Genomic DNA, 14,105 nt, shown 5'->3' with positions numbered 1-14,105 from the left:
CGGAACAGAAGGCACCGCCTATGGAGGCGGTGCCTTTTCATGCCGTCATTTCATCCTTTGCACAATTCCCAGCAGCAGAAAAGAGAGGAAGACGACAGCCATCACCCAGGAGGCGGCCAGGTCCATGCGCCCCGTCTCCACGGCGATGTAAATGGCCGTCGGAACCGTTTGCGTCTCCCCGGGAATGTTGCCCGCCACCATCAAGGTGGCGCCGAATTCCCCGATTCCCCTCGCAAACCCCAGTACCGTTCCCGTCAACAAAAAGCGCCAGGACAACGGAAGGGTGACGTGCCGGAAGACTTGCCCTTCCCCCGCCCCCATCGCCCGGGCCGCATCCTCCAGATCCCGATCGACGGACTCAAATCCCGCTTTGAAGGTCTGATACATCAAGGGAAACGCAACCACCGCCGCAGCGACCACCGCCGCCCACCAGGTAAAGATCACCGGTTGATGCAACAGCCACTCGACAAACCGTCCGACGGGTCCGTTTCGTCCCAGAAGCACGAGCAGGCCGAAACCGACGACGGTGGGCGGCAGGACGAGGGGGAGCATCAAAAGGGTCTCCAGGATCGTTTTCCCCGGAAACGACCGGTCTTTCAGCCACCAGGCGAAGGCCGTCGCGGCCGCGAAGGCGATCAGGCTGGCGGTCACGTTCACTTTGAAGGACAGGAGAATCGGATTCCAGAAATCGGTGGAAATCATTTTGAGGACGGTGCCGCAACTCCTTTAAACCCGTACTTTTCGAATATGGACCGGGCCTCCTCCCCCTGCAGCCAGCGATAAAGGGCCTGCGCTTCCGACGGGTGTTTCGTCCCCTTGACCACCCCGAGGGGATACACGATCCGTCTGTGGCTTTCGGGAGGAATCTCCGCGATGACCGAAACTCCGCCGTGCCGGCTGTCCGTCCGGTAAACGATGCCCGCATCCGCATTTCCCGTCTTCACGTAGGCCAACACCTGCCGGACGTCCCCCGCGAAAACCAGTTTCCGCCGCAACTTCTCCCACAGGCCGAAGTGCGCAAGCGCCTCCCGGGCGTATGTTCCCGCCGGGACCGTTTCCGGATGGCCGATGGCGATCCGCTTCGTCCGGTGCGAGGCCAAATCGGCCAAGCCCTTCAAGGACGTGCCCTCGGGCGCGATCAGAACCAGTTCGTTTTCGAGAAGTTCGACATGAAACCGGGAATCGATCCGATTCTTTCCGACCAGTTCCTCCATCTCCCCGGTTCCCGCGGACAGGAACAGGTCGGCGGGCGCCCCCCTTTCGATCTGCTGTTTCAGCCGGCCGGAGGAGGCGAAGGTCGGAACGAGCCGGACGCCCGGATGGTCGGATTCGTACCGGGCTTGAATCTCCCGGACCGCATCCGTCAAACTGGCCGCCGCCAGCACGTAAATTCGAACCTCATCGGCGCGCCCCTCCGTCGTCCCGACGGAACAGGCGGAGGAAAAAAGCAGGGAAAAGGAACAGAGCAGCGCCGCGATCCGTCGGAATCCGAGCATCCCCCGCCTCCCCTCACCCGCCGATATAGGACATTTCCACTTTCCTGCGATGGCGAAGCTCCGCATCATGAAGCCGCTCCTCCGAATACCGGTCCCGCCGGCGATTCCACACCCGCCGAATGCGCTCCTCGATCTCCTCATCGCTCTCCCCGGCCCGCAGCGGCCCCCGCAGGTCATACCCCTCGGAGGCGAACAGGCAGGTGTACAACTGACCGTCCGCGGACAGCCGCGCCCGGGTGCAGGTGGAACAGAAGGAATCGGTCACCGAGGAGATCACCCCGATCTCCTCGTCGCTTCCCCGGAAGCGGTAACGGGAGGCGACTTCGCCGTAATGGGTCGGGTTCACCGGTTCCAGGGGCATCTCCCGATGGATCCGCTCGAGGATCTCCCGCTTGGAAACCACCTGCTCCAAATTCCACCCGTTGTTGTTGCCCACATCCATGAATTCGATGAAGCGCAGGATGTGACCCGTACCGCGAAAGTGGCGGACCATGGGCAGAATCTGTCCGTCGTTGACCCCCTTTTGGACCACCATGTTGATCTTCACCTTGAGACCGGCCCTCGCCGCCGCTTCGATGCCTTCCAACACGGGGCGGACAGCGGACCGGCCCCCGTTCATTCGGGCGAAGATGTCATCGTCGATCGCATCCAGGCTGACATTGACCCGCTTGAGCCCCGCCTCCCGAAGAGCCCCGGCGAATCGTGCCAGCAGGGTCCCGTTGGTCGTCAGGGCGATGTCCCGTATCCCCTCCACCCCGGAAATCATCCGGATCAAATCGGGCAGATCCCGCCGAAGCAGGGGCTCACCCCCGGTAATCCGGACCTTCTCCACGCCCAGTCCGGAGAAGATCCGCACCAAGCGGGTGATCTCCTCAAAACGGAGGATCTTTTCCCTGGGCAAAAAGGGATAATCGGGACCAAACACTTCTTCAGGCATGCAGTACCGGCAACGAAAATTGCAGCGGTCCGTCACGGAAATGCGCAAATCCCGAAGCGGACGGCCAAGGGCGTCTTTGATCCCCGTCATTTTTTTCACGCTCCCCCATTTTTACCGCATTTCCCGCCATGACCGCCGACCACAGCGCCCGTCGACAGGGTTGAAAAGCGAAAGATTGAAAGGGAACAGGCAACATCTCGATCGGTGAACCCTTGGCGACTTGACGGATGTTTCTCCAGGTCATGCGGATCTTTGCTGTCTCCGACAGCCGATCGCAACTCTCTTTTCAGTATATCACAGGAGGCCTCGAGACCCCGGTCCACGGGATCGCTCATTCCTGCGAAGGAAAGGCGAGAAGCCGAAGGCTTTCGTAGGCCTGCGGGGTGTCCACATCCATGACGACCCCGGGATCCTCCACGGGAAGAAGGGTCCGGTTCCGCACGTGGCAAAGCAATCCCCTTGCCCCCGTATCTCCCCTCAGTCGGACCCAATCGATCCTCCGGCAATTCCCGAGAAAAACCGGATGCCCCGGAACTCCGCGAAAGGACGGGCGGACCACCGCGGGCTCCGAGGAATCCCCCAGCCGGAGCCTGGATATGCCCTCTTCGGCAATGCGGCGAATCGTCTCGCCCTCGAGCAGGGGCAAATCCCCCAAAAAGATCATCGACGAATGGCCCTTCCCGGATCTCACCCCGGCCAGAAGCGAACTGCTCTGCCCGGAGGAGTAACGGCGGTTGACGACCCAGCGGAAGCGTCCGTCTTCGATCCGGATCGCGCTTTGGATCTCCGCCGCGCGGTAACCGATGACGGCGATCACTTCCGAAAAGGGGTGGTCCAGCACCTTGCGGATCACCGCCTGGAGCAGCGGGACACCTCCCCAGTCGAGGAGCTGCTTCGGCCTTCCCATCCGGGAAGACGTCCCCGCCGCAAGGATGACGGCAAACACGCCCGTTTCCATGCCCAACACCCTCTCGGCCTCACAGGGGCTGATGGATGCTGTCCCGGCTGCGCTCCCGCAGAAAGCCGCCCTTATGGCCGCTGCGAAAGGCCAACACCTCGGCCAAGATGCTGACCGCCACTTCCTCCGGAGTTTCGGCGCCGATGTCGAGACCGACCGGACTGTACATCCGGGACAGCTGCTCCTTTTCGAAGCGGACCCCTTCCTTTTCGAGGGCCTCCAGCATCCGCTCCCGGCGGGACCTGGGTCCGAGCACACCCACGTAGGGAGCGGGCGAATTCAAGGCGAAGCGGATGGCGGCCCGATCCCGCTCCAGGTGGTGATTCATCACCAATACAAACGTCCGCCGCCCAACCGTCACCTTTTCCTCCCACGAATGGCGATCGGCCAGGATGATCCGGCTTCCCGGAAAGCGCTCCCCGGTGGCGTACGCCGGCCTCGGATCCACCACCGTCGTGCGGAATCCCAGCTCCAGGGCAAACTTGGCCACGGGAACGGCATCGTGGCCGGCGCCGAAAATCATCAGCTCGAAGGGAGGGAGGTTGATGTCGAAAAACACCTGCACCTGTTCTCCTCCGGGCAGGGAAACGGGACAGGTTTCCGAACGCGGGTACAAGGTGGCCAGTTTTTCCCGGGCCCGTTCGATCACCAACCGGTTCAGGGAGGGGTCCCCCAGATCTCCCATGGGCTCCCCCTCCTCGGGGATGAAGAGGCGGGCGCCCGCCTGAAGATCCGGCGAAGAGGATTCCAGAAGGCGGGCGAGCACCGCGGCCCGCCCCTCCCTGAGACAGCGGAGCCACGATTCATAGAGCTCCTTTTCCCTTTGCCCGCTCACGAGGATTCCTCCCTTCCCTCAAGCCCTTCCGCTTTCCGCGCCTCGCGAAGGGTGCGCGGGACATCCGTGTCCGGAACCGGCTCGATCCAGATGTCGACGGTTCCCGGACAACCCAACCCCAGCCCCCAAACCAGTTCCTCGTCCAACTCGTAGCTCTTGAGGACGGGTCGCCCGTCGGCCATCACCTTTTTCGCCACCTCCGCCACATCCGGTTCCAGGCAACCGCCGGAAATTACGCCGACGGTGTTTCCTTCCTCATCGATCAGCAGTTTGGCGCCCTCTCGGCGATAAGCGGACCCCTTCACGCGGACGACGGTGGCCAATGCCACCTTCCGGCCCGCCCGCTTCGCTTCCTCCATCGCCCGGGCAATGTCCCGATTCTCCTTCACGTCCGTCACCTCCGGAAGGAAATGCGTTTGGCCAGTTTTCGGAAGGAAGGGGGATCGCAAGCCTCCGAAAAGATATCGATGTATGGAAGCGCCGCCTTCATCCCTTCCGCCTCCGGACGGTAGCCCCGGAGGGAGAGGAGCGGATTGAGCCAGACCACCCCGGCGGACCGGCGGCGAAGCTCGGCCATCGAGCGGGACAGCCGGTCCGGCCCCCCGGCGTCCAGGCCGTCGCTTGCGATGATCACCAGGCTGTCCCTGCCCAGCATGCGTCCCCCGTGTTCCCTCAAAAAGCGTTCCAGCGATTCGCCGATGCGCGTGCCTCCGTCCCACTCCGTTCCCAAACCCGTCAGTGGGGGCAGCCGCCCCTTCGCGTCCCTGCGGAGCTCGTCGGTGACGCGGCGGATATCCGTCGAAAAGAGAAAGACTTCGACGCGGCGGGCCTTTCGGGTAAGGGCGTAGGCGAATTGGAGAAAACGTCCGGCAAAGGGAGCCATCGACCGGCTGCCGTCGCAGAAAAGGATGAACCGGGCCTGGCGGCGGCGATAGCCCGACCAGGCCGGAAGGGCCAACTCCCCTCCCGAGGTGGCGCTTTCGCGAAACACCCGGCGGAAATGGAGGCGGCTTCCCCGCCGCATCGGCTTCAGCCGGCGGCTTCGCCGAATCCGGATCCGGGAAACCAGAGCGGCGGCCGCCTCCATCATTTCCTCCAGTCCGTCCGCGGGGATTTCGGCGGTCGATCGCCCGGACAGACGGGCGGCGCTGTAGCGGGCCACCCGCGCGAGGGGAACATCCCACTTCTCCCCCTCCCCTGCCGGATGCCCCTTCCCGTCTCCTCTCCGGGAACCCTCCTCCGCCCTTCCGGAATGCGGAAACCCTTCCGTCCCGGTCCGCTCCGATCCCGCGAATTTCCCTTCCGCCCGGACGGCTTTTCCCCCTTCCCGGCGGGAAGGCCGTCCGTCCGGCGGAACCTTCCTTTCCCCTTCTTCTTCCGCCGCCCCCGCTTCCGGGATGAGCTGGATGGAACGTCCGCCCGCATCCGATTCCGCCGCCAGGAGAAACCGTTCAAAAAGGGTGTCGAACAGCGCCTGTTCCTCCCGGCTGGAACACAACACAAGGCGCAGGGCCGAAGCGAACTCCTCCCGGTCCCCGATATCGACCGCCTCGAGGGCGCGAAACATGTCGATCTCCTCGCCGGGACCGATGGAAAAGCCCCGGGAGCGGAGAGCCCGGCACAGCCGGAGCAGATGATCGACAAGGTTGGGGGGTGCAGAAGAAGATCGGATCATGGACGGACGCTCCTTTCGATAGACCCTCACGGCACCGGCGACGCCCTCCTCATGTCCCCGTTCCGGCGTCCCGAAGCAGGTTCCCCTTTTCCAGCTCCCCCTCGAGGGCCTCCCAATCTTCCTGATCCTTCACGAGACAACCGAGGGTTTCCCGGATGGAATCCCTGTCCAGCTCCCCCCGGTGCAAGGCCATCAGCGCCTGGGCCCAATCCAGGCTTTCGGCGACTCCGGGCACCTTGTGGAGGGCCATCGTCCGAATCCGGGCCATCACGCGGGCGATTTGTTCCGCCAGCCTCCGCCGGATTCCCGGAAGTCTCGCCTCCAATATCCGGACTTCCTTCTCCGGGTCGGGGTAGGGGATCCACAGGTAGAGGCAGCGGCGGCGCAGGGCATCGCTCAATTCGCGGGTCCGGTTGGAGGTGAGGACCACATAGGGCTTGTGCTCGGCCCGAATCGTCCCCAATTCCGGAATGGTCACCTGAAACTCCCCGAGAATCTCCAGCAGAAACGCCTCAAATTCCTCGTCCGCCCGGTCCACCTCGTCGATCAGAAGGACCGGTGACGCCTCCTCGTCGGAGATGGCCTCCAGAAGGGGCCTGCGGAGCAAAAAGGAGGGGCTGAAAATCTCCTTTTCCCTCTCTTCGACCGTCGCGCCGCTGTTTTCCGTGAGGCGGATGTGCAGCATCTGTTTCGGATAGTTCCACTCGTACAAAGCCGTGTGCACATCCAGTCCCTCGTAACACTGCAGCCTCACCAGCCGGGTGTCGAGCACCGCGGCCAACACCTTGGCGATTTCCGTCTTTCCCACCCCGGCCGGACCTTCCACCAGCAAGGGTTTACCGAGGGTGCTCACCAGATGAAGGGCGGTCACCAGGGGACGGTCGGCGATGTACCCCTGCTCGCGAAAAGCCTTCTCGATGGACTGAATGCGATCCAGTATGTTCCGGCACCCCCTTTGGACAATACAGGGAAAGAAAAGGCCGGGACCGGCACGACGTGCCCGCACCCGACCTTTCGGCCCTCTTGCGTTGCGGTCAAAACCGAACGGCTAGCCCAGCAGCTTTCGCAGCGCCCGCGCGGTATACACCTGAACCAGATGGCGGCGGTAGTCGCTCGAGGCAAACAGATCCCCGTTCATCTCCCTGCCTTCCGCCGCCCGGGCGGCCGCCTCGCGGATCGCCTCCTCCGTCGGCTTTTTCCCCAGCAGGGCCTGCTCCGCCGCCTCCGCCCGGTAAGCCGTGTCGGAGGCGCCGGTGATGCCGATCCGGGCATAGTTCACCGTCCCGTCCGCCCCGGTGCCCAGTGCGGCCGCAACGCCCACCACGGCGTATCCCGAAGCAGGATGGGGGTATTTCACATAGGTGCTTTTCACTCCTTCCGGCGGGATGGAGAAGGAGACCGACGTCAGGAGGCCGTCTTCGGGAAGGGCCGTAACCAGCGGGCCGAGGAAGAACCCGTCGGCGCCGAAGGTTTGCTTCCCGTCCGGGCTCTGCACCTCCAATTCCGCCTCCAGGGCGACGGCGACCGCCGGCAGGTCGGAGGCGGGGTCGGCGTGGGCCAGATTCCCTCCCACGGTCCCCCTGTTGCGCACCTGAAGATCCCCGATCTGAGACGCCGCCTCGGCCAGGACGGCAAGGTGCTCCCGAACGAGGGGATCGCCGGCCACTTGGCGGTGGGTGGTGAGGGCTCCGACCACCAGGCGGTCTCCTTCCCTGCGAATCCCCCGGAGCTCCCGGATCTGGCCGATGTCGATCAGCTTCCCGGGGGATGTCAGCCGAATCTTCATCATGGGCAGGAGGCTGTGCCCTCCGGCCAGGAGCTTCCCCTCCCCGTCCGCCTCCTTGAGCAGCCTGAGGGCTTCTTCCACCGAACCGGCCCGCGCGTATTCAAAGGTGCTGGGAATCACGCGTCTCCCCTCCCCTTCTGCATCGCTTTCCACACCTTCTCCGGCGTCAGGGGCATATCCAAATCCTTCACGCCAAAGGGTTTCAGGGCGTCCACCACCGCGTTCACCACGGCGGGGGTGGAGGCGATGGTTCCCGTTTCCCCGATTCCCTTCACCCCGAGAGGGTTGACGGGAGAGGGCGTCTCGGTAAACGCCGTCTCGAAGTTGGGGAAGAAACGGGCCTTCGGCATGGCATAATCCATGAAGGTTCCGGAGATCAACTGCCCCTGTTCGTCATAAACCGCTCCTTCCCAGAGCGCCTGTCCGATCCCCTGCACGATTCCGCCGTGGACCTGCCCCTCGGCGACGACCGGGTTGATCACCGGTCCGGGGTCGTCGACGGCCACATACCGCTTCAGCTCCACCTCGCCGGTCTCTCCGTCCACTTCCACCACGCAGATGTGGGTGCCGAAGGGATAGACGAAATTGCTGGGATCGTAGAAGGCCTGAGCTTCCAGGGCGGGCTCCACACCCTCCGGCAGGTCCCAGGCGAGATAGGCCTTAAGGGTGACGTCCTGGAAGCTGATCTTTCTGTCCGGAACCCCCTTCACCTGGAACGCGCCCCCTTCGAATTCCAGATCGGCTTCGGAGGCCTCCAGGGCGTGGGAGGCGATTTTTTTCGCCTTTTCCAGGACCCGGTCGCAGGCGATGGCGATGGCGCTGCCGGCCACCGGCGTGGTCCGGGATCCGTAGGTGCCCCAGCCCATGGAGATCCGGTTGGTGTCCCCGTGAATGATTTCCACGTCTTCAAAGGGAACGCCGAGCTTCTGGGACACGATCTGGGCGAAGGTGGTCTCCTCCCCTTGTCCGTGGGGGGACGCGCCGGTGAAGACGGAGACTTTGCCCGAGGGATGGACGCGGACCGTGGCGCTTTCCCAAAGCCCCCCCTGGAAGCCGACGGCGCCGGCCACCTTCGAGGGGCCCAGCCCGCAGATCTCCACATAGGTGGAGAAGCCGATTCCCAGGTAGCGCCCCTGTTTGCGCGCTTCCTCCTGCTCCTTGCGGAACGCATCGTAGTCGATCATCTCCAGCGCCTTGTCCAGCGCCCGGTGATAGTTTCCGGAGTCGTACTGGAGTCCCAGGGCGTTGTCATAGGGGAACTCCTCCGCCCGGATCAGATTTTTCCGCCGCACCTCCACCGGATCCATGCCGATCTCGTCGGCGAACAGATCGACCATCCGCTCGATCTGATAGGTGGCTTCCGGCCGACCGGCCCCGCGGTAGGCGTCCGTCGGGGTGGTGTTGGTCATCACCCCGATCACTTCCACCCCCACCTGGGAAATCTTGTAGGGCCCCTGAACGATCAGTCCGTGCAAAATGGTCGGAACCCCCGGCGCCGCCGTCGACAAATACGCCCCCATGTTCGCCGTGTTTCTGATCCGGAGCGCGGTCAGGGTCCCGTCCCGCCTGCCGGCCAGCTCCACGTCGAGGATCATGTCCCGGCCGTGGGTGGTGGCCATGAAATTCTCCCGCCGCTCCTCCGTCCACTTCACCGGGCGGCGCAGATCCCGGGCCACGTAACCGGCCAGGGCCTCGTCGGGGTAGACGGGAATCTTGCAGCCGAAACCGCCCCCCACGTCGGGTGCCACCACCTGCAGCTTCGACTCGGGAATCCCCAACACGCCGGAGAGGATGAACCGGTGAATGTGCGGGTTCTGGGAGGTGCACCAGATGGTCATCTCCCCGGTGGAGGGGTTATACTTGGCCACCGCCGCCCGGGTCTCCATCGGGTTGGGGATCAGGCGCTGCTGGCGGAAGCGCTTCCGGATCACCACCTCCGCGTTTTCGAAGACCTCGTCGGGCACCTCTCCCGCCTTCCAGCGGAAGGCGATATTGTTCGGCACGTCCTCGTGAAGCTGCGGCGCTCCCTCCTTCATCGCCTCCTCCTGGTCGACCACCGCCGGAAGCTCCTCGTATTCCACCTCGATCAGCTCCAGGGCGTCCCGGGCGGTATAGCGGTCCTCCGCCACCACCAGGGCGACGCCGTCCCCCACGTAACGCACCTTGTCGACGGCCAAGGCGTGGTGAGGAGGCGTTTTGATGTCGGAGTCCGGCACCAACCACGCCGTGGGAATGGTGCCCATCTTCCCTTCCAGATCCTTGCCGGTGTAGACGGCCACCACCCCGGGCGCCCGGCGGGCAGCGGAAACGTCAATCCGCTTGATGCGGGCGTGGGCGTGGGGACTGCGCAGAACCGCCATGTACACCATGCCCGGCAGTTGGATGTCGTCGGTGAAATTCCCCTGTCCGGTGATCAGGCGGGGATCCTCCCGCCGTTTGAGCGGAGTGCCAAACACATTCGGCATCGTCAGCGTCCCCCCTCTGTTCCGCCGTCACTGCCGGCAGCGGCCGCTTCCCGCCGCCCTTCCTCCTCGGCCAGGCGCGCGGCCGCATATTGCACGGCGCGGACGATATTCTGGTAACCGGTGCAGCGGCAGATCACCCCTTCCAACCCTTCCCGGATCTCCTGCTCCGTCGGGTTGGGGTTTTGCTTCAAGAGCTCCACCGCCGTCATCATGACCCCCGGCGTACAGAATCCGCACTGCAGTCCGTGCTTTTCCCAGAATCCCTCCTGAACGGGATGCAGGTTCTCCAGGTCGCCCAGCCCTTCCACCGTGGTCACCTCTGAGCCGTCGGCCTGAACCGCGAGGACGGTGCAGGATTTGACCGCCTCCCCGTTCAACAGGACCGTGCAGGCCCCGCACTGGCTGGTGTCGCAGCCGATGTGGGTGCCGACGAGGCCCAGCTGATCTCTGAGAAAGTGGGCCAACAACATCCGGGGCTCCACTTCCGCGCTCCTCCGGACGCCGTTGACCGTGATGGTCACGTTCACCTTGCCGGTTTCCAAAAAGCCCACCTCCCAAAAGACTTTGGCTACCTGTCCACCGGGTGTCGTTGAATTTCCTTTTCCACCGCCTTGAAGAACTGTCCGAGGATCAGCTTGGCCACGCTGGCCATGATCCGCTGTCCGACGGACGCCAACACGCCCGTCACCTGAGCTTCCGCGTCGCAGACGAGAAGCGTCCCACGCTCCGCTTCTTCGAGGCGAATCCGGGCGTCTCCCCGGATCTCGCCGGGTTTTCCCTTACCGCTCATGGTGAGGCGGTAGGATTCCGGCTCCTTCAGCTCGGACAGCTTTACCTCCCCTGTAAACACGCCCTTGACGGGCCCCACGTTCAGCCCCAGTTCCGCGTCATACGCGCCTTCCGACACTCCCTCCAGCTTCCGGCAACCCGGCAGGGAGCGCCGCAATACCTGCTCATCCTGAAGAGACGACCAGACCACTTCCCGCGGAGCTGAAAAGGTGTGCCGAAACTCCAGCTTCAAATCATCCCCCCCTCGCGCCAACGGATGAAAAAAAGCCTTTGAAGCCTCATCGTGTTGCACCCAGTTATCCATGCAAAATGTGTACCAATCCGTCCTCCCGCCATTCTGCCGGGAAACCGCCTCTCGCGGCTGTTTCACAAACTGTTCCGAAAATTGTTTCGGTGTTTCGTTTTGGTACAATCCCTCGAACACTGAGATCCCCTCTACTTCGCCGAAGCCGACCGGATCGGCGCCTTGGACGAATCGCCCCTTCCGGGTCTTCAGGAGAAGCGGAGACATGAAGGTCTTACTCCTTTTCGCTGCCCCTGACTGCCCGTCAAAAAAAAGGGGAACAAGAAAAATGACGTTGAACGTCGCCGTTCCATCACGCATCCACTCCACTAAACGGAAGGGTTGCCATGAATATCGATTTGACTGTGCTCATGTTGACAGCGACCGTCGTGATCATACCGCTGTTCATCTCCTACCGTCAGCACCTCGGCCTGGAAAAAGACATCCTGTGGTCCACCCTTCGGGGATCGGCACAGCTTCTTGCGATGGGCTACCTGATCGCCTGGATCTTTTCCATCGAAACGGGATGGCTTTTGGCGGGACTGCTGCTTTTGATCATCACCATCGCCTCCCGCACCGCATCCAAGCGCGGCAAGTGGCTCAAAAAACCCTTCGCGATCGCCTTCGTTTCCATTTTTCTGGGCCAGGCCGTCTCCCTCTCCGTTTGGCTGCTCTTCGGCGTCGTTCCCTTCCAGGCGCAGTACATTCTGCCGATGAGCGGGATGATCATCGGAAACGTGATGGTCATCGCCGGGCTCTCCTTCGAACGGCTTTTCCGGGAATTCCAGCAAACAAAAGATCAGGTCATGGGGAAGCTGGCCCTCGGCGCCACGATCCGCCAGGCCAGCCAAGACCTGATCGAAACGACGGTGAAAGCCGCCCTGATTCCCAGCATCGACTCCTTCAAAACCATCGGCGTGGTTCACCTGCCCGGAATGATGACGGGCATGATCATCGCCGGCACCTCCCCGATCATCGCCGTCAAGTATCAAATCGTGATCCTGCTCAGCTTGATGGCCTCTTCGGTGACCTCCGCCTTGACGGTCAGCTTTCTCAGTTACACGCGCTTGTTTAAAACATCGATGTTCTAATCGCTGCGGGAAAATCAAATCCCGACGGTCAGCCCCTCGCGGCTGAAGGTCGGGATTTTACAACGGATATACGGCAGCGGTTGCTCGCCAGAAATATCCCCCCTGAACGGCGAGGGTGTGGTAATATTAAAATGAACGGGAAAGATTTTTGAAGGGCCCGTTTCACACGGTCCGAACCCATCGCGTTTCGGATGACCTTCCAGTTGACTGATCCCCTTCCGTCCCCCCGCATATGTGCAGAAAATCGACCAGCGGAGAATCACTCGTCTGTTGGTGAAAAAGGAAAACAACGTGAGCACCCCAAAGAACTTAGGAATCCCCGGGGCTAATGCCGTGAAAACGTCGAAAATTCTTAAAGGAAAAAGCGAAGGAACCTATATACTTAGAATTTCAGTAAGAAAGGAAACTGTGGGATGTCAGAACTGCAAGTGGAAAAACAACGTGTGAGATGGTGGAGTAGATATTGGATTAAAAAAATTGTTAGGCATCCTCTCTTCTCAAATACCGTCATCGTGATGATTTTGCTTAACGCCATTCTTGTTGGCTTAGAGACCTATCCTCAAATAGCAAATAAACATCATACGTTGTTTTATATAATGGACCAATGTATACTCGCTGTATTTACAATCGAATTGGGACTCCGCCTCTTGTCGGAAAAGCCGTTTTATCGGTTCTTTCAGGACCCCTGGAACGTCTTTGACTTCTTTCTAGTGGTTAGTGGATATGTCTTTGTCAGTGCTCATTTTATGACTGTGTTTCGAGTCTTACGTATTATCCGCGTTCTAAGAGCAATCTCTACCATTCCTTCGTTACGCCGCTTAGTAGAAGCTCTCATCTTGACGATCCCAACCTTAGGCAATATTTCGTTATTACTCGGATTATTCTTTTACATATTTGCTGTAACGGGTACAATTCTATTTGCTAACGCTTCTCCAGAGTATTTTGGTTCGCTCCATCAATCTTTCCTCACTCTCTTTCAAATGGTTACGCTGGAGGCTTGGGCGAGTGACATTATGCGGCCCTTACTGGAGAAGGTACCATGGGCTTGGATCTATTTTGTGTTATTTATCATGATGGGTACCTTTGTCATTTTAAATTTGTTTGTGGGAATTATTGTCAATAAAGTAGAAAACATAGAAGATACGAAGGTAGATGATCTGTACCGAGAAGTTCATCTATTGCGTTTAGAGATCGCTGAGTTAAAAAAACTGATTCACCAGGCTAAAGAATGACAATTAGACTAAAGTATAGACAAAGGTGTGAGGCTGATCCTGCATATTATGATAAGAGCGTTTGATTACACATGATTTTCCCCTACATGCCAATAAAGAAAGCCAGGCAGGGAACATCCCCGCCCGGCTTTTTTGTGCCATTGGTCTCTGATCTTGGCCCCGAATCCAATTTTACTGCCTACATGCTAAACCGCTCCATCACGATCTTGTCCTTGTACTTCCCGATGTTTTCCTTGACCAGATCCATCACAATCCCTTTATCGGTAAAGAAACCGATCTGTTTGCCGTCGACGTAAAAGAGGTTATAGTTCCGGGTGGCCCCGGGGGCGGATCCGGATTCTTTTTCAGCCCGAAGATTTCTGCCAGGGCCGCCGCCATCTCCCGGGCGAATCCTTCCAGGAATGCATCGTTCTTCAACAGGTGACAGTTCCTTCAGCCCACCCTCCATCGCTCCCGAGGACATGCCCGGGCGAGTCATCATCCGGGGTTTATACACTCCCCCGGCACATCCGGGGGAGCGGTCTTCCGACGCACCGCATGGACGTTGATGTTTCACGC

At 61.0% G+C, this 14,105-nt stretch carries 15 protein-coding genes; 2 read left to right on the top strand and 13 right to left on the bottom strand.

Annotated features, from left to right (window positions below):
* Window positions 1-45: 45 nt before the first annotated feature.
* The 12 genes from modB to CLV97_RS09740 form a co-directional block, all read right to left on the bottom strand.
* The gene (gene modB / locus CLV97_RS09790; protein WP_106345344.1) at window positions 46-702 is read right to left on the bottom strand and encodes a molybdate ABC transporter permease subunit; all 657 of its coding nucleotides are present in this window, start codon (window positions 700-702) and stop codon (window positions 46-48) included.
* Window positions 699-1,496 (bottom strand): molybdate ABC transporter substrate-binding protein, encoded by a 798-nt coding sequence (gene modA, locus CLV97_RS09785; RefSeq protein WP_170070442.1) that lies wholly within the window; start codon window positions 1,494-1,496, stop codon window positions 699-701. The genes modB and modA overlap by 4 nt, the downstream gene beginning before the upstream one ends.
* Window positions 1,497-1,509: 13 nt before the next feature.
* Entirely contained in the window at window positions 1,510-2,523 is a 1,014-nt protein-coding gene (gene moaA / locus CLV97_RS09780) for a GTP 3',8-cyclase MoaA (protein ID WP_106345402.1), read from the bottom strand.
* Window positions 2,524-2,764: 241 nt separating this feature from the next.
* A complete protein-coding gene (locus tag CLV97_RS09775; RefSeq protein ID WP_106345342.1) occupies window positions 2,765-3,391 on the bottom strand; it encodes a nucleotidyltransferase family protein in 627 nt (208 codons plus the stop codon).
* Between the two features lie 19 nt (window positions 3,392-3,410).
* A complete protein-coding gene (locus CLV97_RS09770; protein ID WP_211295721.1) occupies window positions 3,411-4,226 on the bottom strand; it encodes an XdhC family protein in 816 nt (271 codons plus the stop codon).
* A complete protein-coding gene (locus CLV97_RS18355) occupies window positions 4,223-4,615 on the bottom strand; it encodes an XdhC family protein (protein ID WP_211295720.1) in 393 nt (130 codons plus the stop codon). Before CLV97_RS18355 ends, CLV97_RS09770 begins: the two co-directional genes overlap by 4 nt.
* A gap of 5 nt (window positions 4,616-4,620) precedes the next feature.
* Window positions 4,621-5,901 (bottom strand): vWA domain-containing protein, encoded by a 1,281-nt coding sequence (locus CLV97_RS09765; protein ID WP_146130461.1) that lies wholly within the window; start codon window positions 5,899-5,901, stop codon window positions 4,621-4,623.
* Window positions 5,902-5,950: 49 nt separating this feature from the next.
* Complete coding sequence (locus CLV97_RS09760) at window positions 5,951-6,907, bottom strand: AAA family ATPase (protein ID WP_342749791.1); 957 nt, start codon at window positions 6,905-6,907, stop codon at window positions 5,951-5,953.
* A gap of 42 nt (window positions 6,908-6,949) precedes the next feature.
* Window positions 6,950-7,807, bottom strand: coding sequence for an FAD binding domain-containing protein (locus CLV97_RS09755; protein WP_106345340.1), 858 nt, complete (start codon window positions 7,805-7,807; stop codon window positions 6,950-6,952).
* Entirely contained in the window at window positions 7,804-10,152 is a 2,349-nt protein-coding gene (locus tag CLV97_RS09750) for a xanthine dehydrogenase family protein molybdopterin-binding subunit (protein WP_106345339.1), read from the bottom strand. The genes CLV97_RS09755 and CLV97_RS09750 overlap by 4 nt, the downstream gene beginning before the upstream one ends.
* Before the next feature lie 2 nt (window positions 10,153-10,154).
* Window positions 10,155-10,694 (bottom strand): (2Fe-2S)-binding protein, encoded by a 540-nt coding sequence (locus CLV97_RS09745; RefSeq protein WP_425440559.1) that lies wholly within the window; start codon window positions 10,692-10,694, stop codon window positions 10,155-10,157.
* Between the two features lie 26 nt (window positions 10,695-10,720).
* Complete coding sequence (locus CLV97_RS09740) at window positions 10,721-11,173, bottom strand: SRPBCC family protein (RefSeq protein WP_106345399.1); 453 nt, start codon at window positions 11,171-11,173, stop codon at window positions 10,721-10,723.
* Window positions 11,174-11,571: 398 nt separating this feature from the next.
* On the opposite strand from CLV97_RS09740, the gene CLV97_RS09735 reads away from it, so the two are divergent.
* Window positions 11,572-12,315 (top strand): ABC transporter permease, encoded by a 744-nt coding sequence (locus CLV97_RS09735; protein ID WP_106345338.1) that lies wholly within the window; start codon window positions 11,572-11,574, stop codon window positions 12,313-12,315.
* Window positions 12,316-12,728: 413 nt separating this feature from the next.
* Window positions 12,729-13,547 (top strand): ion transporter, encoded by an 819-nt coding sequence (locus CLV97_RS09730; RefSeq protein WP_106345337.1) that lies wholly within the window; start codon window positions 12,729-12,731, stop codon window positions 13,545-13,547.
* A gap of 178 nt (window positions 13,548-13,725) precedes the next feature.
* Here the strand turns inward: CLV97_RS09730 and CLV97_RS09725 are convergent, their stop codons facing one another.
* Window positions 13,726-14,028 carry a hypothetical protein gene (locus CLV97_RS09725; RefSeq protein WP_146130460.1) on the bottom strand — a complete coding sequence of 101 codons (303 nt, stop codon included), beginning with the start codon at window positions 14,026-14,028 and terminating at the stop codon, window positions 13,726-13,728.
* Window positions 14,029-14,105 lie beyond the last annotated feature (77 nt).

Origin of the sequence: Planifilum fimeticola (genome assembly GCF_003001905.1) — a bacterium.
In the GTDB taxonomy this organism is placed as follows: Bacteria; Bacillota; Bacilli; order Thermoactinomycetales; family DSM-44946; genus Planifilum; species Planifilum fimeticola.
Note: the sequence above shows the minus strand (reverse complement) of the source record. Positions and strands in the feature narration are given on the sequence as shown.

Excerpts from the sequence above, each read along its gene's own strand:
- CLV97_RS09750 (WP_106345339.1), bottom strand. The coding sequence starts at position 10,152 with ATGCCGAATGTGTTTGGCACTCCGCTCAAACGGCGGGAGGATCCCCGC.
- CLV97_RS09775 (WP_106345342.1), bottom strand. The coding sequence starts at position 3,391 with ATGGAAACGGGCGTGTTTGCCGTCATCCTTGCGGCGGGGACGTCTTCC.
- CLV97_RS09735 (WP_106345338.1), top strand. The coding sequence starts at position 11,572 with ATGAATATCGATTTGACTGTGCTCATGTTGACAGCGACCGTCGTGATC.
- CLV97_RS09730 (WP_106345337.1), top strand. The coding sequence starts at position 12,729 with ATGTCAGAACTGCAAGTGGAAAAACAACGTGTGAGATGGTGGAGTAGA.
- modB (WP_106345344.1), bottom strand. The coding sequence starts at position 702 with ATGATTTCCACCGATTTCTGGAATCCGATTCTCCTGTCCTTCAAAGTG.
- CLV97_RS09765 (WP_146130461.1), bottom strand. The coding sequence starts at position 5,901 with ATGATCCGATCTTCTTCTGCACCCCCCAACCTTGTCGATCATCTGCTC.
- CLV97_RS09725 (WP_146130460.1), bottom strand. The coding sequence starts at position 14,028 with ATGATGACTCGCCCGGGCATGTCCTCGGGAGCGATGGAGGGTGGGCTG.
- moaA (WP_106345402.1), bottom strand. The coding sequence starts at position 2,523 with ATGACGGGGATCAAAGACGCCCTTGGCCGTCCGCTTCGGGATTTGCGC.
- modA (WP_170070442.1), bottom strand. The coding sequence starts at position 1,496 with ATGCTCGGATTCCGACGGATCGCGGCGCTGCTCTGTTCCTTTTCCCTG.